Here is a 22,844-nt window from a genome sequence, read left to right on the forward strand (position 1 = left end):
GTTTTTGAACATTCAGTATCAAACTTAACGTTTTTCCATACTGCTACAAAATTATGATCAATCGACTTTATATATCGAGCCTAACATTTCTACTGAGTATTGTCTTGTATCTTACATGCAATGCACAAACATCACATGTAAGTTTTAACAAAGACATTAATACAACTGTACTCGAGATCAGTGATCTTAATGCACAAAGCAAAACGCTTACGTTCGAAATTCCTCAGATTGAAATCATCGACATTAAGAAGAACAAACAGCTCTATCATGAAATAAACATAGCCGGCTCAGGACTTACTACTTTACAAGGATATCCCCAATTACCTCGTTTTACCAGATTTATTGAAGTACCTGCGGGAAAAGAATTGGCAGTAGACATCATTTCGATCGAAACTGAAAGAATCGAAAACATCAGACCTGTTCCTTATCAAAAGCCACAAAACAGAAATGATTATTTAGCATCTATTCCAACAGAATTTCAAATAGACAATACATATTACACAGGTAACTCTATTTATCCAACAAATTATGTTTCCTTGGGAGAAGCAAAATACTTTGCCTCAAACCGAATTGTTGATCTACAGATAAATGCTGTTCGATACTTTCCTGAATCGCATAGTATTGAAGTTGTAACAAAACTAGAATTAAAATTAACTTTTAATAGAGTTAAGCTTACTGAAGAAGAAAAAAGCATTTCTTCTTCAAATGCGATGAATCGTATAAGCAACAGTTTGGTTGAAAAATATGATTCTAAAAGCAGAAATGCATCGGATGGAATACCTCCTCAAATGCTCATCATTACGCATGACGATTTTGCACAAAGCATTAAACCATTAGCCGAATGGAAAAACAGACAGGGGATTAAAACAAGAGTTATTAAACTTTCTGATTTATCCAATAAAAGAGAACCTCAGGATATTAAAAACCTGATAACTTCCTTTTTACAGGATAGTGCAAACATGGAAGGTTTGGAATATGTTTTATTTATTGGTGATGTCGATTTCATTCCAGCTTTCAATGGAGTATACAATGCTTTAAACGACCATTCTTATGCAACCATTAATGATGATGATTATCTTCCGGATCTAATTGTTGGGCGATTTTCTGTCAACACGGTTGAGGAATGTGATATTTATGTTGAAAAAACCATTAACTACGAACGCTATGTTGTTGTTAATGACAGCACCAATTGGTTCAATAAAGCCGTTAGTGCGGCAAGCAATTCTCATTTAGACGATTTGCATGGCCAGCATGTGACAGCTGAATTTAAAAGCAATGGCTTTGATCAGGTAAATAACCTGAGAGCTACTCAGCAGAACTTTACAAACCACCATATATTAAATGCATTAAATGCTGGCAGAAGCTGGATGTTTTATATTGGCCACGGAGATGAAACTGCCTGGTTAACCACGGGAACATTCAGTCGCAACACAATTAGTACAGGTTTACAAAATACAAATGCACTACCAGCCATTATAAGCGTTGCCTGTTCAAACTCAGATCTTGACTTTGCTTACGGTGATTGTTTTGCAGAAAGATTCATGAATGTAGGCGTTGATAAAGGTGCTGCCATATTTTTGGGCGCAACAGAGCTAACACCATTTTTCCTATCAGACACTTTGGGCAAATATGCTTTGTTCAGTTATTTGAAAGGAGAAACAGAAACATTTGGTGAAGCCATGATTTATGGTAAAATGAAAATGTATGAAGCATTTACCGATAATTCGGCAAATTCTGAAACCAAGGAAACCATGCAACATTTCCTAATCCTTGGAGATCCAAGCATGATGCCTTATACACAAAAACCCAAGAACATAAGTAGCAATCGATTAACTCAAATTAAACCGGGTTTTGCTGATTTTACATTTCAGGTAAAAGCAGAAGGAAAAGTAGTCAAAAATGCTTTAGTATCTATATCAAGTGAAGATTATAGTATTCATGAAGTGGCCTATACCGACCAACATGGTTATGTCAGTTTCTCATTTTATGCAGCAGATACAGGCCAATTACACATTGTAATATCCGGAAGAAACTTAATTGCTTATGAAGGTGTAATTAAAGTAACAAATTTCCTTGGAGTTGATGATGATCAAACAGACAAAATGCAAGTTTGGCCAAATCCTTTCACTAATCGAATCAATATCATTGCTGGAAATGGATCTACTTTACTTCAAAAAGTTGAATTGTTTGATATATCCGGAAAACTGGTATTTTCACAAAACAATATCAATTCCAGCAAATTCAGTTTAACACCTCCTGTTATGGAGCCTGGTTTTTATCTCTTAAAAACCACCAATATTGATGGCGAAATTTCCATAACAAAATTGAGTCACTAGACATTTTTCAGCGCTCACTATCTCTTCCGATTCAAATAAATCCATTTATTTCTTATTTTACTATTAGCCAACAGGCTTTTTAAATGCAATTATTGAAAGACTTTATTTAATCTCATACCCTTATTCTACTAAACAATAATCCGTAACTTTACCCTTTTGAAGTCTTTAACATTAACCATGGGAAGAGATAAAAAACAAACTCCAAAGAAAAAAGTCCAACAGCCAATTAAGAAAAATAACTCACCCATTTTTTGGATAATTGGCATTTTAACAGCCACGATAATTGCTTATTTACCTGCATTCAAGAATGGACTTTTGAATTTCGATGATATTGCCTATGTAAGCGAAAATCCATATATCCAGCAGTTTAATTGGAATAATATTGTTACGCTATTCTCAGAATTCTATTATGGTGGATATTACCCCCTAACATTGTTGTCTTTTATGATAGACATTCAATTAGGTGGGTTGGATCCAGCTATTTTTCATTTTACCAACATCCTATTGCATTTGGCAACTACGCTATTAATTTTTGTTTTTATCCGACAGTTATTTGATCGAATTGAAATTGCCATTATTGCTTCACTACTTTTTGGATTACACAGCTTACATGTCGAATCAGTTGCATGGGTTACTGAACGTAAGGATGTACTTTATGCCTTCTTTTTCTTTGCTTCCTTGATATCATACAATCTTTATTTATCTAAGAAGAAACAGAAATACTTTGTTTGGGCGCTCTACCTTTTTCTGATGTCGGTTTTGTCAAAAACGATGGCAGTTGCACTTGCACCAACATTGATTTTATTAGATTGGTATCAAGGTCGAAAGCTCCTCGATAAAAAAGTTATATTAGAGAAAATACCATTTTTTGCCATTGGAATTTTGTTTGGGATTTTAGCCATTTTATCACAAAGTTCAATTGGAGCTATTGCGGAAGAAAACACCCTTCCCATAGTCCATCGATTTGTTTTTGCCTGCTATGGTTTTAGCATGTATATATTAAAAACAATTATTCCTTTTGGATTGTCGGCTTTTTACCCTTATCCGGTTGCAATTGGTGAATCAATTCCAGCCGTTTATTGGCTTTCGACACTACCACTTATTGCCAGTGTTTTCCTGCTTATTTATCTGTTTAAAAAGAAATTAAATGACTACGCATTTGCATTTCTGTTTTTCGTCTTGAATATCATTTTGGTCCTTCAAATTCTGCAAATAAATGATTTTGTAATGGCCGATCGATTTATGTATGTCGCTTCACTTGGTTTGTTCCTTATTCTAGGATTTCTTTATCGGGATGCCCTGCAAAAAAACAAAAGTCGATTAAACCTTTTACGTGGAGCTGTGCTTGTTTATGCAATTTTTCTGTTATTTCAAACTAACAAGCGCTGTGAAGTATGGAAAGACAGTGTAAGTGTTTGGAATGATGTTATTGACAAGTATCCAGAAGTATACAAAGCATGGAATCAGCGAGGCATGGCTAAGGCTGATGAGCTGGGAGACTATACAGCCGCTTTAAAGGATTACAATCAAGCGATTAAACTAAACCCCAACTTTGCAACAACCTATTTAAACAGAGGATTTGTGCGCATGCAACAAGGCGATACAAGAGGTGCAATTGAAGATTATGATAAAGCCATTGAATTGCTTCCTGATTATGCCATGGCCTTTAATAACAGGGGGATTACCAAAGCCAATAGTGGGGATATTGATGGAGCTATTCAGGATTTTGGAAAAGCCATTGAAATTGATAATAGATATGTAAGTGCTATTACAAACAGAGGATTGGCTCTGGCCAGCAAACAAGACTGGGAGGCATCTATGGCCGACTATAACAAGGCTATTGAAATTGAGCCCTCTTATTATGCTGTCTATAATTACAGGGGACTATCCTATACCAGAGAGCGAAAAATCAATGAAGCGCTGGCTGATTTCAATACCTGTTTGGAACTCATGCCCGATCATGCTGAGGCACTTTATAACAGAGGTGTCATTCGTTTACAAATGAATCAGAAAAAATCAGCTTGTGAAGATTTAAGAAAATCTGCTAATTTAGGTTTTGAAAGAGCATATGGTATGCTTGAGCAGTATTGTAATTGACAGCAAATCGGGGATTTGAGATTGCAGGTTGAATTAGAAATCCGAATTTTATGTATCCATTTCCAGAATATCATCTGCAATTTCATCCATCTGGGTATACCAGGAAATTCCAAATCGTCTAATCAAAGCATCTTTCAAAAACACATAAAGGGGAACTCCCTCTTGTTTACCTAATACTCTTGCCGGACTACAAATATGCCACTCGTTATAACTAACCGAAACCATCTCTTTAACCTTGCCCAAACGAACAGGATATAAATGACACGAAATTGGTTTTCGAAAGTCTATTTCATTATTTAAAAATGCTTTTTCAATGGCACAACTGTAAATGCTTTTTTCATGATAGACAAAAACACAATCGCGACCATTTACACAGGTAGTAACCAAATCTCCATCGGGATCAGTTTCGTGGAAACCATCTTTTTTAAGAAGTTCCAGACCAGCAGCAGTCATGTAAGGTTTAATCTTTTCCAGATTATCCGCTACAACTTTAACTTCTTCCTGCTCTAATGGAGCACCAAAATCTCCTTCCACACAGCATGCACCTAAGCAATTGGGTAAATCACAAATAAATTGTTCTTTAAATAAATCGAAGGAAACAAGCGTGTTATCAATATGTACCATAGCAAAATTATTAAAGCAAATATCGATAATTTCACTTAGCGAATGACATAGTTAAGTCGTAACATGCCCCAAAACTCTTCATAAAACTGAGAACCAATACCCGACATTTCAAATGAACCATAACCCAGTTGAGCAGTAAGATCCATGTTTTTTATAATTCGATAGGTTAGCTCAAATTTGTGCACCTGACGAAAAGATTGTGAACTGAATAAGGCAGGTTCAACACTAACGGTATTGGATGAAATTGCAGCTCTGATTCTATTATTATTGGTTTTCCAGCTAAGTCTGAAACCAAGGGTGTATTGTAAACTCAAATCAGTCGTGTCAACACTTTGAACAAAGCTCTGATAGAAAGCACTGAAACCAATATTATAAGGAAGCTGCTCCATGATGTTCACATTAATAGAACTACTGGTTTGATCTGATATATTTACTATGCTATGCTGATTTAAATAATGATTATAGGAAACACCTAAATTATGTTTTACTGCACCCGTTTTAAAATGATAATTAGCCCCTGCGGTTGCATGTTGAATAGCCGAACTTTGATATGCATTACCCGTCTTGGTCATCCATTCATTGCGCAAATACTGACGCATGGAGAATGAAAAAACAGGCCATTTTTTCGAATAATTGAAGTTCAGCTTCGCTCCTGCAATTTGGGTGTTTTTTGTAACGGATTGTATTTCTGAAAGATTATTCACATAATTTGTATACGATAATACAACATGAACTCTTTTCTTCCAAAATGAAAACCGATCGTCAATACTATACTTTAATCGGTCATTTAGTAAATATGGATTCCCGAAAGAAAAATAAGTGCTACCAATGCGATCAAATTTGAAATAGAAATGCTGTTTCAGGATATTCAATTTTGCTTTTGCATAAAGAGCCAAAGGAGGTCGATTATTCCAATTAAGTGGCTTGGTTGTACTATTTAGGGTAATTAACCATTTGAAGTTCTCAGGAAAAAAGGGGAGATCTGATCCAAACAATTCATCAATTTGGTATTTGGTAAAAACACCTTTGCGTATATCATCGGTTGTAACACTCAAGGCAACACCAAAATCTGCTTCAAAAATATTATTCCTTGATTTCACCTGATTGCTGGCACCAAACACAAAATTCTGACTCGCATAACCACCATATGTAATTGAATTAGTGTCGTCAGTTGCTTGTAAGAAAATGATGTTAAACGTTGTATTGTCGATGGCATTGAATTTCAGGTTTAACACCGAAATATCTCTTTGGTAATTCCCTTCCAATAAGTAAGATGAATCGGGCTGTAAATTTGATGGAGGAAATCCTTGTCCATCCATATATATATGCGTGGATCCCTCAACGCTTCGTGCTACTTCTCCTTTGGCATAAGAGATTTCCATTCCTCTATGCAGGAAAGAAACATTAACGCCCCTTATTGGCTGACCATATAGAACCTGCTTATGAAAATAAGGATTGAAATCACCAATATGCAATTTAAACTTCTTTGTTTCCAAACCAGTCATAAAGCGATTTCGATAGGGAAGAAAAGTATTTTCCTGATTACTCAAACTAATCCGTACTGGAATATCGAGCTTTTTATAACTGATTTTACCATTAAAACGTAAACTATTGTACTGATTGGGTTCTTGCCTTAAATAGGAATCGGGTCCACTTAATTTATTATACCTGGCAGAAGTACTTAAGTATCCTTTAAAGCCCAGTTTATTAGTCGTTTTTTCAAATGATGAGTTGCTGTATTTTTCTTTTTTCATTTTTCTATTAGCAATGAAAAATGACCAGTTTTTAAAATAGATTTGCTTGTTTACATCCCTGAATCGGAGCTCAATGTCATAGATATCTGGTCGGACTTTGGTTGTGAATAGAGCCGAAATTGTACGTCCGATAACCCTTACTTGTGAACTAACTTCTGCTGAAGCTATGAAAATTTGAACGCTACTCGGATCAATTTTTATACGAGGATTCACTTCACAAACAATGAGAATTTCGCCATTGATAACCGTATCTCCTTTATGTGGACATAGAATATTGATCTTATCTAATTCACGGAATTCCGACACAACAAACTGAATATCTTCCTCATCTTCAAAATTCCTTTCTTTTTTTGCAGGCGCATTAATCACTCTTTCCCACTGAAGCTGTTTTCCAAGCTCATTAAATTTGTTGATACTAATTATTACAGTATCCTGATAAAACACTTGATCAATTTGATAACTGAGAACAATTCTTCTTTTAAAAAGTGAATCAACCTGATTGAAGTATACCTCTTCTCCAGATTTATACTCCCCATCAAAAAACCACTGAATTTGTCCACCTTTGGGATAAACATTCGACTGACAAACTATACGATTATTCTCTAATTCGATAGATACGATTTCAGCCAAAAGGCTATGCACATGAACATCCCTGCTTATTCTGCCTATTTTGTGATGCACATATAATGATTCAATGCTATCGGCATTCCCACATCCAAAACAAGCGAAACTATCTAAAATAGAAATGGAGTTTGATTTCGTTGGCAAAGCATAAGTAATGTCATAATCAACATTTAGTTTGGCATTATAGCTCTTTCCTGATTCATTAATAAGTTCTAAATCGGGGGAAATAAATCCATAGGTTGCCAGTCCACTTACAGGATTTAATAAGATGTTATCCGATAAAACATCCCATAAAATAGGACCTTCAGCTGAAAAATCCAACTCCATTGATTCAAATAAATCGGTTTTGTACTGAAATTTTCTTTCCACCTCGGTATACTCTCTGCTTTGTAGGCTGACGTATAAATCATTTTTGACATGAAGGCCAAACAAATCATCAACAATTTCTGATACATTTATTTCGGTTCCCGGTGTTTGGTTTGAAATTACAACATTTGCCTCAGCAATAAGATTTTTATAACTGGCCTTGACTTGAACGGGAGTCATGTATTTATCAGACCTAAATACCCCTTTTGAATTTATTTGAGCATATTTGTTGGGCAGAACTTCCCACACAGCATCTAATTTAACCTCTTCATTGTCCTTAGTAATTCCAACTAACTGAAACTGAAAACTTCTATTTGGCTCAATGATGAGTTTTTCTGGCACAATTTTCAATTTTTCAAATTGCTTAAAACCATCATTGGTTTCTGAAATACTAAACCAAAAAACATCACTATACACTTTTTGATCACCTTTTGAAGCCAAATAATGGCTGCTGATTTGCCATGCATAGGTTTTTCCTTCTTCCAATAGTTCCGCAAAAGAAGTGTAGTTCAAATAGTTATCTGTTAAAGCTTCTGCGATAAAAACAGGATAATTTGTCATTATTTCTTCGGCAGACTCCTGTCCGTGCATCACTTCCACCAGTTTAAAGTCAAAAGAGAAACCCGAAGAAAACCACTGAAAAAACTGAATTCCCGGATCTAAAATTTCCGGATTTTCGAAAACTGAGTTTCCAGGTCCAATCAAATCGATATCAGGAAAGTTATTATCCAGATAAATACTGTGTTCATCAGTTAATAAAATATTTTCCTGATCATCTAAAACAGCAATAATTAATTCATATTCACCTGAAGGAAGAAAGGATGTTTCAGCTGATTTCTTCAGGAATAAATCGGCTTGTCCATTTATTAAATAATCATCAAAATCACGATTCGTAATAGAAAGAAGATCACCGGGCAGCAATGTTTGCAGGTTTTTTTCTGCTAAAAGCAATTCCCCATAATCAATACTATTTAATAAGAATCGAATTTTGACTGTTCTGCTACTTTGATCGTTTGAAAAAATAATATTAAAAATCAATGGATTTTCCATTGCCTTTATCGGATCAAAATCAGATATTCGGAGAAATTCATAAGGCATCAAATGCAGGTTCAACGACATGCTTGATGCACCATCAATAATCTGAATAGCATCATCAAAAATAAATTGTTGGTTCAAATAATTCAATTGTAAATCTCGATAACCATCTGATAGAAAGCTTGGAACATCTAACTCAATACTCAATAAAGTGGGTGTAATTACCTGAGTGGAGAGAATATTAATATCAGCACCAAAACTAACTGATGGAGCATATAAATCAAAACGAGTATCTTGTGTTTTAACTAAAAGTAAAGATGCTTGACCTTTCGAAAGCACCGATGGTGATAGGGAAAGCAAATCGACTTGTGAAAAAGTCAATAAAGGGAAAAATGCTATTAAAACCAGAAAGATTCTTTTCATACTCAAATGCTAAAAAATTGCATTAATTAGAACGAATTTAATTTATCTGGCAGGCATTTCCAAATTTATTGCTAAACCGTTATTCTCCCCTCTGAAATAGTAAACAGTTGTATGTTTTTGTTGAGATTATAGAATACTTCGCTCACTCTTCAGCATTAGTATCTTAATAAAAATCTCACCAAAACCATTGGATGTTGAAAAATTCACAAACACATTTCCCAAAAATATAGATTACATTTTCAGGAATCTTTTCAAAGAGATTTTATTTTCCCCAACAATTCGAATTAGGTAAAATCCAGAAGGGTACTCTGAAATGTTTACAGCCTTATTTTGAATTGGCATTTCAAGTATCATTTTCTGAGAAACTTTTCCAGTTTGGTCAATTATGCTGATACTAAAACTACCTTTTTCAGGACAACTCAAAAGCAATTCATTTTCAGCTGGATTTGGAAATATTTCAAATTCAAAATTTCCAAAAAGTTCAATCTGCTGGAATTTAATAACCGTTATTTCGATGCTATCTGTATATGTACAATTATTTGAATCAGTAATGGTCACATAGTAGATATGTTTACCAAGCCCAGCTAAAGCTCCATTCACTGTATAAATTGAATCTACGGAGTTATCCTGCCATTTATATGCTTTAAATCCTGTTCCTGCACTTAATAAGAGATACTGATTATCATATATCACTGTGTCATTTCCAAGAAAAGTGAATGGTAAAGGATTATAATTAATATGAATCATATTTGATGTATCTGAACATCCGTTTTGGTCAGTGACAAGCACAAAATAAGTACCCTGTTGAGTAACTTCAAAGTTATGATTAGTATCCACCCCATTATTCCAATCATAATATTTGAAATGCATTCCTGCTTCTAAAACTAGAATATCATTATTACAAAGTGATGTATCATTACCCAGATTAACTATTGGAAGCGGATAAATAGTGATAGAGACAGTATCTGAATAGGTTTGACAATTATACTGATCTGTCACAAGAACAAAATAATCTCCAGATTTTGAAACATTAATCGTTTGTGTGGAATCTGTTCCATGATTCCAGATATACCTATCAAAGTTTTTCCCTGCATCCAAAATAATATTAGTATCTGCGCAAATAGAACTGTCATTGCCTAATTCAACTTTGATATTGCAATTTTTTACAGTAATCTTGATACTATCTATTCCAGCACAGTTCATTGAATCTCTCAGAGTAACATAATAGTAATAATCTCCAGCGTTCAATTTACTTCCATCCACTTCAATACTTTGGTTTTTTGAATTGTCATTCCAAGTATATTCCAAATATCCTGAATCAGCAAATAATGTCATTTTCTGAGATGTAAATAAAAATGTATCGTTTCCTAAACCAAAGTATGGGAAAGTACACCCAGATACAGTGAGGTTCAATGTATCTCCACCCATACATCCATTTGAATCGATAGCCCTTACAAAGATTTGATGTGTTCCTGTTCCTAGTAATGCACCTGATAAGTTGATTGTTTGTGAAGTTGAATTATCAAACCACTTAAATGCTGAGTAGCCTGATCCTGCAGAAAATCCAATACTTTGATAATTATTAATACTTGTATCGTTGCCAATGTTCATTGATTTAGTACAACCCTGCACTGTAAGTTTTAATGTATCAGTTGCTACACAACCACCCTGCGTAGAAACCTTAACAGCTATATTATGGGTTCCTAGTCCAATAGCAAAAGCATCCACTAATTTTGTGGAGGAAAATGTCTGGTCATTCCATAAGTATTCACGATGCCCTTTGCCTGGATTAAGAATAATAGTATCATAGATGAAAATTGAAGTATCATTACCAAGATCAACACTGAAATTGCACGGGAGACCATAATTATTAATTCTGTAAAGAGCGGATAATCCAAAACACCAAGTAAACCCTTGTTCATTAAACTGAATGTGATCGGGACCTCTAAACCAATCTTCAAAAACTTTTGTCCAATTTTTACAGCCATCAATTGTAGAAAGGATACTATCTCGGCTTGCAATCAATCCCGTATCTTTATTGTACATCCTAATTGAACTGATGTCTCTGGATATCCCTGAATTAAGTTTTTTCCAAGACTTACAACTATCTTCAGTCATAATAAGAAATCCATTAGTTCCTACTGCCCAACCAATTTTATTACTGATAAACTAAATTTCGCTTATTTCTTCATTTGAATTTGTGTAAACTTTTGTCCAACTTATCCCACCATCTGTCGTTTTATAAATATTATGTTCATTTGAAAGAAATCCATTGTTTCTGTCAATAAATTGAAAATCTGTATAACAACAACCAAATGAAAATGAATTTGACCAAGTTTTACCTCCATCTAAAGTTCTAAAAAATTCATAACTTTTTATCCCAAATCCAACAATGCTATCGATGAAAAATAATTTTTTATAATAATTATTTGAAATTTTAGCCCAATTTGATCCATAATCATCTGAATAAAGCAAAAAATGACTACCACTTGCCCATACATGATTCTTATGAGCATAAATGCATTCAATAGATGTATTCGTATCAAACTGGTTTTCCCACGAGGCTCCACCATCATTTGTAAAAAATATTCCTGAAGTAAACATACCACTTGCCCAAGCTACATTAGAGTCACTTAAACAAGCTGAATTTATAAAAACGATTTCTGGATAAAGAGTTTTCCAGTTTTGTCCAAAATCTGAAGAAAACCCAATAAATGAGCTGCCAACACTATTGAAGTTACCAGGCCTATATAAATAACAATGCAAGGAGTCGATTAATTCCACCTTATATCCCTGCCCTATTTGTTTACTTTGCCATGTAGTTCCGCCATCTTTTGTAATAAGTATTTCATTTTTGCATATTACCATTCCATAATTGGCATTAATAAATTCTATATATTCAATATTATGAATACTTATAGTATCCGAAGCCCAGGTATTTCCTCCATCAACTGTTTTAAATAATCTCCCACGAATACCTGCTACCCAACCCGTATCTCTGTTTAAAAAATAGATACACTTTAAGGTATCCAATGTATTCAAATTTTGAGCAGTCCATGATAAGCCACTATCGATGGTTGAGTATATTGTTCCACTATCACCAGACAACCATCCATATGCCTGATCAACGAAAAAGAGATCATAATTTTGTTTCCCTAAATATTGAGAAGACCATGATTTGCCTCCATCTCTTGATACTTTACACTTGCCATAATACACATTATAGCAAAAAATACTTTGTTCATTTAAAGCAAATATCTTCGTTCCCCATTGAGGATAAAGAGGAGAAATAGAGCTCCAGGTTTTTCCTGCATTTGAAGTTTTACAGAAATAAGAACCATTGAATCCAAAACCAATATTCTCATTAAGAAAATAAACAGGAGAGATATTCCACTCATTCACCGGAATCCAATGCTTTCCTCCATCCGTAGTTTTTGCATTTCCCTTATTAGAATATACAATACCGTTTAAGGTGTCAAAAAAATGAATCCTATTTTCATAAGAATTGGCAGGAAGTAATGGATATAGTCTTTGAAAAGCAGGTTGAGCATTGCTGTTCAAGCAAAGCAAAATTACAAAAAAGGTGAATAAGAGTTTTTTCATCAGTTCAAGAGTTAGTTAATTGTAATTATCCTCCAAATTCAATTGTGAAATACTCTAAATCAAATGATTCTGGTATTTGAAATCTAGATAAAGATAATATATCTTATCGTAATTAACAATTATTCAGAATAAAGGGATAACAAATGTTTTAATCCGAATTGCATTTATACTAATGCTAATTCACTTTCCCATCTTCCACCAAAAATATCTGTATCTCTTTCCCTAACTTTCCAAATACTTCTTTCACCCGATCTGCATTGGTATCAGTTATAAAAATCTGACCAAAACCATTGGTTGTAATAATATCCATCAGGCGTGTTGTCCTGTCACGATCGAGCCTATCGAAGATATCATCCAATAAAAATAGAGGTTCGATGGAAGTTGACGATTTAATAATACTAAACTGCGCCAGCTTCATGGAAAGAAGAAAGGATTTCTGTTGTCCTTGCGAAGCAAAGCGCTTGGCTGGGTAACCATGAATCTCCAATTCTAAATCATCTTTATGAACTCCAACATTTGTTCGTTGTGTAAAATAATCTTTTTGAAAACTTTCCTTCCATAAGTCATGAAGGGAAGCATCAATCAATTGGCTTTTATATTTCAAACTTATTTGCTCACTTTGATTGCTTATTTGTGCATAATATTTCAGTGTTAATTCACAGAATTCATCAATAAATTTTTGCCTTTTTGTAAAAATTAATTGAACTGGTTTCAACAATTGTGCATTATACACATCCAAAAGTGCAGCATTTCGATTCTCATGCTCAAACATATGCTTGAGCTGTGCATTTCGCTGTAGCAGTAATCTATTGTAGGATATCAATGCATTCAAATATTCCGAATCGAATTGAGAAATAATCATGTCCAGAAAACGTCTTCTTTCTTCGCTTCCACCAGTAATGAGGCTGTTGTCGTAAGGCGTTACCATCACAACAGGAAATTGCCCGATGTGGTCAGATAGCTTCTCATAGTCGACACCGTCCTTCTTTATCTTCTTCTTCATTCCCTTAACAAAGGCACAGAAAAGAGCATGAGCCTCCCCATGCTTTTCAATGGAACAGCTAATATTAAAAAAATCCTTTTCGTAATTAATGTTTTGCTGATCGATTGAATTGAAATAACTCTTACCCATAGCCAGATAATGAATGGCATCCAGTAAATTGGTTTTACCTGCTCCATTATTTCCCGCAAAACAGACGTATTTTGAATCAAATTTGATATCAAATGACTGCAGGTTTTTAAAATTTTCGCTATGTAATTCCTTAAGAAAAAGCATACTGACTTATGACACAAAGATATTGAATGAAACGGATATGAAAAGGAGGATTCAGAACTACTTCTGCTCAGTATTCTTTAGTTTGTTTTTATCGGCCTGCTCTAATTTAAACATGCTGATTGGAGAAGCTGCATCTATCCTTTGACCATCAACAAGCAATTGACATAAAATGGTGTAGGTAGAGCCAGTATAAATAGTAAAAGGCTTAAATACCAAATTGAAATTTACTTTCCTTCCTGGAGGAATAGAAATCTCGTCCAGTTTCCTCATTTTATTTCGATAGTACATACTCATTTTGGGTTTAGCTAAAGGATCATAGTGCTTTCCTCTAACTAAAAAAGCTCCTTGTAATTCTACTGTAATCGATTTTCCAGTATTATTTTTTATACTGAAAGGAGCTTCTGAAACTTGTCGGTTTACTGTATACTTCAAGCGAACCACTGAACCCTTAAAATCAATTTTTGATGTATCAGCCTGAAATGCATTTGCTTGTGAAAACATATGCAAAACAAGAACAAACAAAAAATACTTTGTTACTATCTTCATTCGTTTTCCTTGACGGGTAATAAAAAGCGAACAGGCATATTAATTAGAACCCGAACATATTCTTCATTTTTAATCCCTGGTTTCCACAAAGGCATTGTTTTTACAGCATTTATCACCGCTTCATCAGCTTTTTGACAAAGTGGTCGAATAATTTTGACATTGGAAACATTTCCATCAATTTCAACAATAAATGAAACCATTAACATGCCTGTACAACCTCTTGAATCTACATCTATTATAGCCTGATGAATGTGTTGCATCATAGCTACTTTGCCACCAATATATTCAGGAACAGAATCAACTTCTGAATCCTGATAAACAATTTCCTCGCTTATGATTTGTGCCTGAACTGAAATAACTGAACTTCCTATTAGGAAAAGCAGTACACTTATTTGGATTATCGTTTTCATTCTCTAATACCCATATTTTTCTTTCCAAAGAGCTTTCATCTTTTTCCTGATTTCCTCTTCACGACTGTTATTTCCCGGATCGTATAATTTTGTTCCTTTCACTTTATCTGGAAGAAATTCAAGATCAACAAAATTTCCTTCATGACTATGTGCATATTTATAATCATTCCCATAACCAATGCTTTTCATTAGTTTGGTAGGTGCATTTCTTAAATGCAAAGGTATTGCCAGATCTCCAGTTTTTTGAACTAAACTGTATGCTTCATTAATGGCCATATAAGAGGCGTTGCTTTTTGGAGAGGTGGCTAAATAAATTGCTGTTTGGGACAAGATTATTCGGCCTTCAGGCATGCCAATTACGGTAATAGATTGAAAACAGGAATTCGCCAATAACAATGCGTTCGGATTGGCATTGCCAATATCTTCAGAAGCAAGAATTAACATTCGTCTGGCAATAAATTTAGGATCTTCACCTCCTGCCAACATCCGGGCTAAATAATATACTGCAGCATTTGGATCACTTCCTCGCAATGATTTGATAAAGGCCGAAATGATATCGTAATGTTGTTCTCCTGCTTTATCATAAGATGCCAAATTGGTTTGAATGACTTTGGTTACATTATCGTTCGTTAAAACAACTTTGTCTTTGCCAGATTGAGTCACAACAAGTTCTAACAAATTCAGCAACTTACGTGCATCCCCTCCTGATATGCGAAGCATAGCTTCCCACTCTTTTATTTCTATTTTCTTTTCTTTTAATATTTCGTCTTTTTCAATTGCATTTGCAACAAGATTTTTCAAACCTTCTTCTTCCAAGTCCTTTAAAATATAGACCTGACATCTGGAAAGCAGTGCCGAATTAACTTCAAATGATGGATTTTCAGTTGTTGCTCCAATAAATAATATCAGGCCTTTTTCAATGGCTCCTAATAATGCATCTTGCTGGCTTTTATTAAAACGATGAATTTCATCCAGAAAAAGAATTACCTGCCCCCCTTTTTTGGCAATTTCAATAACATGCCTTACTTCTTTTACACCAACTGATATGGCGCTTAAAGCAAAAAACTGCTTATCTAACTGATTGGAAATAATCGATGCTAAAGTAGTTTTCCCAACGCCAGGAGGCCCCCAGAATATCATCGATGGAATTGTTTTGCCTTCTATAGCCTTACGTAAAATAGCATCTTTTCCCACTAAATGCTCTTGTCCGATAAAATCATCGAGATTTTGAGGACGCATACGTTCTGCTAAAGGCTTATCAGTCATAAAACAATTGATTTTATATACAATTGTACAAATTTCGTTGAATGACTTTTAAAACAGAAATAATAATACAAAAAGAGTTAATGGATTTCAAGCAAGAAACCTAAGGCAGCATAATAATTATTGCTCAATATAAATATACTAACCCGTTTAGCAGTTGATAAAGAAATGTAGAAACACTTGTTAGATGAATAAAACTCAATTAGGATATTAATGGTTTTTATGAAACTTCAAGAATCTTCGTGTAATAACTTCTGTCACGAAGATGCACAAAGGATACACAAAGACACACGAAGAAGAATCATTAAGAAACATACATAAAACACCAATCAGATTTGACTTATTAAATCTTAACTGTTAAACGGGTTATACTATTGAATTGCTTGGTAAAAACCAGTGTTCTTGATAAACTTTATCACTTCATTCTTGTCTCCATTATGTTCAAACAAATACATGGGAGAAGCAGGAATATATACACCTTCGAACAATACATAATAACGATAGCTTGTGTGATGATCATCTCCTAAATTCTCTTGAATGATATTTTCAATGGCGGTGTCTAATAAAGCTTTGTATTGACCAATACCGTACTTAGTAAGCAGTAATTTTTTCGTTCTTTCAATAATATTATTGTACTGCATATTTGGAAATGCTGCTGGTTCAAATACATAAGGGAGTACAATTGTAAGAGCTGAATCGTTTTGATTAATGGCTTCATAATAACGTGAATAGTATTGAGATAATCGCATATCCTCTTCATAATCACCTGTGCCACATCCAAACCAATAACGATATTTTTTATCAGCTTTGCGAATATATTGATAAGCACTTTGAACGTCACCTTTATCAAAAGCGATAGAAGCAAGGTTAAGACAGGATTCATGTTGCAATGATGGAAGAAAATCAGGAATTAATATATTCCGACAGGCAGCCTGCATATAATTGCAATCGAACAATTCATAGCCAAACGAGTCTACTGCTTGTGTATTATCAAGTTCTAGCAATTTTAAATAACCTGCTTCTGCTTGGTCGTTTTTGCCCCGTTTTTGAAAGGAGCTTGCAATGGCAAAATTTGCTTCATCAATCAATGTGTGTTCCGGATAATTTTTTACCAATTTCTTTAAATACTTGGTTGACTTTTTGAAATTTTCTTCACAATAGCTTTCTGAAGCACTTTTCAAATATTTACAAGCACTGCTTTTTTGTTGTCCGAACACCGATAGTGTGGCAATAATGGCAATAAAGCTTAATATTAATCGATATTTATTCATGAATACTTTTTCATTAGTTAAGCATAGGTTGCAATAGTAACCAATTAATTTCAATCTTCCAATGGAATATTCTGGTATACAGCCAAAAACTCACTGACTATCATGGCTGTTGCACCCCATACAATATGCCCATATAGGTCATAATAAGGAGTTTTATATAACTCTCCATTAGCCATTTTTAATTCAGTTTCCTTAATTATTTCTGGATTTTGAAGCAAACTTAATGGAACTTCAAAAAAACTTTTCACCTCACTCTGCTGAGGAATAAAATCAGGTCTTTTTTCCGAATAACCAATAAATGGGTGAATCAGAAAGCGACTTGGAGGAACCAGTAAATCGCTTAGTTGACCTAAAATATTTACATCCTTGGGCACAATGGCCATTTCCTCAAATGCCTCTCTTAAGGCTGTCGATTCAAAATCAATATCCTCCTCATCCTTTTTACCACCAGGGAAACTAATTTGGCCAGAATGAACTCCTTCATAAGCATGACGTTCGGTAAAAACTGTTTGTAATTCATTATCCTTGGGGTATAATAAAATCAGAATACTACTATCTCGTGCCGGACCTTTTTTCAGCATTTGCTCAGCAAACTCTTTCCTGATTTTTGGAGCCATCTTATATTGAGCATCTTCTCCGGGAAGTTCTTTGGAAAGCATGATCTTTAGCTTATTAAGGTTAATTATCTCAATCATTTTAAAAAGAATAATTTAATCCATTGCTGATGGAATAAATGATATTAGGTACCGTTTTCGGTGGATTAGTATCATACAAAAACTCAAAGATCAGTTTAAAAGCAAATTTCTTGCTCAAAGAAAAATTAAGACTGGTTTCTGATGAAATCCTATAATCAGAAAAATTAGTCAATAGCGGTTGATAATAGGTTGTATGTTTCAGACTTATTGCTTTAGGGAACTTGTAAAAAAATGCCACATACGAACTGATCCTAACAGCATCTGTTGCTAATGTTTCATTTGACAATTTCTCATATTCATACATAAACAAAGGTCCCATGTAAATGCTGCAATTCGTACTATCAAAAAGTTTAAAGCGAGGACCACCACCAAAAAGGAATCGATGTTCTAATTTGTTAATTGTATTAAACTGGTATTGCGTTAACAATTCTCCTTCGAGAAAACTTGTATTAAAGTCATATTTATAACGTATATGCTGAAAGCCTTCATTCAGAAAGGGCTTACCTCCTGCCCTTACATATTTTAAATGATTTAAAAACAAATAGGTTGATTTCTTATGCTGATACTGCAATTGAATATCATTCTTCAGCTCAAAAAGTTCAGAAGCATTTTTATCAAAGTCAATGGCTAAAAAAACCTCTCCCTGAAACTTTATTGAATCAGAGCCACGTTTTTTTTCAATGTTTACCACTTGCGCATAAGTGAAATATCCTGTAAAAACTAAATAGATGAAAAAAACCAATTTTTTCATGTCCCTTTATTACAAATTTCTAATAATACAAATGTGTCATTCAATAAAGCAAGTATGTTTCTATTTATACATTTCTTCTTTCAAAAGGCTAAGGCTATTAATTATTTTAATTGATTCCAGCATCAATTCCACATCTTGAAAAAGCCTGTTCTTGAGTGAATATGGATTATCTGGATTATCGTACATATCATAATCCATAAATTTTGATATTTTTTCTTTCGTAAATACCAATAAATGCTTTTCAAGCAACTCTTGAGCCTCTATGCTTCCATTTAAAACACACCAATATAATGGCAAAATATTAAATATCAGTTGAGTATGCGTTTCTCCTGTTGGATTAGTATTAAATAATGCTAGTCGTTCTTTATACTTTTTAATAGCACTAATTATTTCATTTTCGTTAAATTTAGGAAATTCATAACTAATTTTTTCTGATACTATTAATTTGCCATTTTCAATCTTAAGTATAAAATCTAATAATGGTTTAGCTCCAAATGCATTCCTTGGTTCAGTATTATCAGGCAAGTTATGTAATAATGAAATTATCCAGTTTCCATACTCAGCACGTATTTGATATTCATATTCATTTATTGATTCAAAAACCTTTTTGTTATGAACACAATCAAGAACATAAAATTTTCCAGCAGGCATAATATTTATTCCTTCAAGATATAATCTATTTTTAGAGCAAACCTTAAAATTTCTATTAATCTTAAAATCTGGTAATTGTTTTAATTGAGCAAACATTTCATCTTCAAACAAACAATTACAATCTAATTCAGGATTAACTTCATTAACAGTTGAAGATTTTCCATTCGAACATTGATTAAAGAATACACCACTCAAAAGAATTAGAAAAAGCAATAATAGATTATTCATGATTTTTATTTTACTCAAAAATCTTTTTCAATTTCTTTCTGGCTTCTTCTTCCAATTGTTTCTTCTTCTTTTCAGCTTCTAGTCTGGCTTTTTCTTCCAGCTCCTTTCTCTTTTTTTCAGCTTCTTGCTTCAATCGTTCCGTTTCTTGTCTGGCTTTTTCCTCCAACATTTTTTGCTGCTTCTCTTTTTCTTCTAAAAGTCGTTTTTCCAAAGCTTCTTTTTGCTGATCAACAACCTCGGTAACCTTCTTCTTCACAGCATCTTTAACCGTGTTCTTTGCATCCACCGTTGTAATTTTAACCTTTGGCTTGTCAATTGAACCTGTAATATTTGCACCTACCTTTATTGTTTCGCCTATTGGAAGATTCACATTAGACAATCCATATTGTGCCAAAATACTTGTTGATTTTGATTTGAATTCTTCCGCAGGAATATCTATTTTCAAGACATAATCCATTTTTTTATCCAAGGAATTCCACCCCTTGACATTGAATTTAGTTTTGTCAACTTTAAAATCAGTTGAATCTAAATAAAACTTTCCGTTCTGAATTTTATAAGATGGGCGGACGTTTTTAATTTCCAGATTCTTGTATTTTTCCATTTGGAGTGTATTGGCCAACATATTAACAGGTGCAAACTCCTGCACTTTCATTTGATTGATAACCAACTTGCCTTTACTAAAAAGACTTTCCCAAAGTGGTTTCAAATCTTCTCCTAATTCAGATTCGATATCCAACTCGCCTCCTAATCCTCCTTCAATGAATTTAGCAATGGGGGCAAATTTCTGAACAACTGCAAAAGCCTGATGTGTTTGCTTCACATTTAATTCATCAATTTTGAGCTTGAATTTCATTTTTGGTTTATCAGGGTTTATGGTTTCATAAAAACCATTTGCAATAATTTCTCCACCCAAAATTCCTGCTCTGAGATTAATTATTTCAAGTTTACTTTCTTTCAAAATCAACTTGCATAACACATTATCTAAATCAATGTTATCATAAATCAATGTCCCAAAACTGGCATTCATAACAAATTCAATATTATCGGGCAATATTACTGCTGTCATTCCATTGCTGCTGTCACTGACTTCTCCTTCATCGCTTCCTTCACCCTTTGTCTCTTTTTCATCGCTTTTTAACAGGGTATTTAAATTCAGATAGTTAGAATTTATCATAAGATTTCCTGCTAAAACACCATCACTGAATAGATAAGGGATAAAATTGGTTAGTTTTCCTTTGGCTTCAATGTCGCTATTATCAACCAGTAGATATAATTCTTTTAAATCCACAAACTCAGGAGAGAACTCCAAATGCAATTGAGGAACTTCCAGCATTTTATTAAAGTCCTCGCTAAAATATTTTAGTGCCACAAAAATCACATTTCCAGAAGCATAAAAATTTTCATATCGCTCATTTTCAATATCAGACATATGCCCCTTCAATTTTAAATCTGAATGTACAATTCCTTGCAGTTGTGTTTGCTCATCAAGATTTACAATATTTTTGATCTGGCTTAAATCTATTTTGCCATTTATAGATGCAGATATGTATGGATCCGATTCAGGCGTTTTTAATAAAACAGATGCATCAAAGGGCTCCTTATCAAGCTCCACATGCATTTTTTTAAGGTTCACCACCGTATGATCAATTATGCCATCTGGATTATCAATTTGCAAATCAATAAATACATTATTAATAGCAGCTGGTAAATCGGGATATTTAAACATGCCTTTATTAATTCCTAAATTAATGTTAAAAGCCGGTATGGACTCACCACCATAAACTCCTTTGAGTTTGCCATTGAAATTAACATCTCCAGAAGCTGATAATCCTTCAAAATCTTTTGCATAAACAACAGGAATTAATGATATCAAATTCTTGAATTCAGTGGAAGGAGCTTCAAAAGTTATATCCAAATCAATATCCGATTCGGGCATAATCATAAAACCATCAAAATTGAGTTCGAAATCATTCAGCTTAAGTGAATTTTCTTTGAATGTATAGGTATATGTATTCAGGTCTAATCCAAAAATAGCATCCAAAGTTGTATTCACTTTTGACAGGTATTTTATCCCTCCATAGGCAAAATCGGTTTGCTTAACACTTGCTATAGTAGTTAAATCAAATACTTCCTGACTAAAATCTCCTTTTCCTTCCAGATTTAAATCTTTCAAATCGATTAGCATATCATACAAATCATCCTGATACACAAAATAGCTATTCGTAATTTTTAAGTCTTTGACAGGCAAACTTACTGCTGCTTCATCTGTTTCTTCTTCAGCTTCATCCTCATCAGTTTCCTCAGAAGGAATCATGATATCCCAATTTCCGGTATATTTTACTGTATCATTAAGTACGTGCAGATAAATTCGTGCTTCATCCAAGTATAAGGCTTTAACTTCCAATTTCCCTTTAATGGCTTCCATCAAGTTAAGCTTAACGGCTAAACTTCCAATATTGGCAATGGTATCACCTTCAAATGGTACTTTGTTGGCAACCGTTAAATCTCTGATTTCAAGATAAAACTTTGGGAAACTTTTAATCAGATTTAGCTTAATATCCTCATCAAAATCAACAACCGCATGTAGGTTTGCATTTGCCTGCTCTTTTGCAATTTGAATTATTTTTCCCTTGAAAACAAAAGGTAAAACAATTATGGCAGCTATTAATAAAAGGATAACAATCCCAGAAATTTTTAGTATTCTCTTCATATTGAACAAATGTGTGTAACTGTAAGAAAGAATAATCAAATTAAGACCGTTGCATGGTAAATGTGGATAAACACGAGCAAAAAACGAATCCAAGAACCTGTTAATCAGCGCGATAGATTGTATATTTGTAGTATGAAATTACAAAAAGCCCTATCATTGGCAGACAGTATTTGCGATTTAC

15 protein-coding genes are annotated in these 22,844 nt (G+C 33.8%); 2 read left to right on the plus strand and 13 right to left on the minus strand.

Annotated elements, in window-relative coordinates; all coding sequences use genetic code 11:
* Positions 1-53 precede the first annotated feature (53 nt).
* Entirely contained in the window at positions 54-2,336 is a 2,283-nt protein-coding gene (locus tag HOG71_13965) for a T9SS type A sorting domain-containing protein (GenBank protein ID MBT5991952.1), read from the plus strand.
* A 177-nt stretch (positions 2,337-2,513) separates the two neighbouring features.
* The gene (locus HOG71_13970; GenBank protein MBT5991953.1) at positions 2,514-4,433 is read left to right on the plus strand and encodes a tetratricopeptide repeat protein; all 1,920 of its coding nucleotides are present in this window, start codon (positions 2,514-2,516) and stop codon (positions 4,431-4,433) included.
* A 48-nt stretch (positions 4,434-4,481) separates the two neighbouring features.
* Here HOG71_13970 and HOG71_13975 read toward each other — a convergent pair whose 3' ends face one another.
* From HOG71_13975 to HOG71_14035, 13 genes are all read right to left on the minus strand, one after another.
* Positions 4,482-5,057 (minus strand): DUF3109 family protein, encoded by a 576-nt coding sequence (locus tag HOG71_13975; GenBank protein MBT5991954.1) that lies wholly within the window; start codon positions 5,055-5,057, stop codon positions 4,482-4,484.
* A gap of 35 nt (positions 5,058-5,092) precedes the next feature.
* Complete coding sequence (locus tag HOG71_13980) at positions 5,093-9,259, minus strand: hypothetical protein (protein ID MBT5991955.1); 4,167 nt, start codon at positions 9,257-9,259, stop codon at positions 5,093-5,095.
* A 231-nt stretch (positions 9,260-9,490) separates the two neighbouring features.
* Positions 9,491-11,377 carry a T9SS type A sorting domain-containing protein gene (locus HOG71_13985; protein MBT5991956.1) on the minus strand — a complete coding sequence of 629 codons (1,887 nt, stop codon included), beginning with the start codon at positions 11,375-11,377 and terminating at the stop codon, positions 9,491-9,493.
* 51 nt (positions 11,378-11,428) lie between these two features.
* Positions 11,429-12,862: a hypothetical protein gene (locus HOG71_13990; protein MBT5991957.1), complete on the minus strand. Its 1,434-nt coding sequence runs from the start codon at positions 12,860-12,862 to the stop codon at positions 11,429-11,431.
* Between the two features lie 175 nt (positions 12,863-13,037).
* On the minus strand, positions 13,038-14,138 hold the full coding sequence (locus tag HOG71_13995) for a DNA replication/repair protein RecF (GenBank protein ID MBT5991958.1): 1,101 nt from the start codon (positions 14,136-14,138) through the stop codon (positions 13,038-13,040).
* 57 nt (positions 14,139-14,195) lie between these two features.
* Complete coding sequence (locus HOG71_14000; GenBank protein ID MBT5991959.1) at positions 14,196-14,684, minus strand: hypothetical protein; 489 nt, start codon at positions 14,682-14,684, stop codon at positions 14,196-14,198.
* Positions 14,681-15,094: a hypothetical protein gene (locus HOG71_14005; protein MBT5991960.1), complete on the minus strand. Its 414-nt coding sequence runs from the start codon at positions 15,092-15,094 to the stop codon at positions 14,681-14,683. The genes HOG71_14000 and HOG71_14005 overlap by 4 nt, the downstream gene beginning before the upstream one ends.
* A 3-nt stretch (positions 15,095-15,097) precedes the next feature.
* Positions 15,098-16,360, minus strand: a complete 1,263-nt coding sequence (locus tag HOG71_14010) for a replication-associated recombination protein A (GenBank protein MBT5991961.1) — start codon at positions 16,358-16,360, stop codon at positions 15,098-15,100.
* 368 nt (positions 16,361-16,728) lie between these two features.
* Positions 16,729-17,628, minus strand: a complete 900-nt coding sequence (locus HOG71_14015; protein ID MBT5991962.1) for a hypothetical protein — start codon at positions 17,626-17,628, stop codon at positions 16,729-16,731.
* A 50-nt stretch (positions 17,629-17,678) separates the two neighbouring features.
* Positions 17,679-18,323 (minus strand): CoA pyrophosphatase, encoded by a 645-nt coding sequence (locus HOG71_14020; GenBank protein ID MBT5991963.1) that lies wholly within the window; start codon positions 18,321-18,323, stop codon positions 17,679-17,681.
* A 1-nt stretch (position 18,324) separates the two neighbouring features.
* Complete coding sequence (locus HOG71_14025) at positions 18,325-19,074, minus strand: DUF481 domain-containing protein (protein MBT5991964.1); 750 nt, start codon at positions 19,072-19,074, stop codon at positions 18,325-18,327.
* 60 nt (positions 19,075-19,134) lie between these two features.
* Complete coding sequence (locus HOG71_14030; GenBank protein MBT5991965.1) at positions 19,135-19,836, minus strand: hypothetical protein; 702 nt, start codon at positions 19,834-19,836, stop codon at positions 19,135-19,137.
* A gap of 127 nt (positions 19,837-19,963) precedes the next feature.
* A complete protein-coding gene (locus HOG71_14035; GenBank protein ID MBT5991966.1) occupies positions 19,964-22,663 on the minus strand; it encodes an AsmA family protein in 2,700 nt (899 codons plus the stop codon).
* Positions 22,664-22,844 lie beyond the last annotated feature (181 nt).

This window comes from Bacteroidota bacterium (assembly GCA_018698135.1).
Lineage (GTDB): Bacteria > Bacteroidota > Bacteroidia > CAILMK01 > JAAYUY01 > JABINZ01.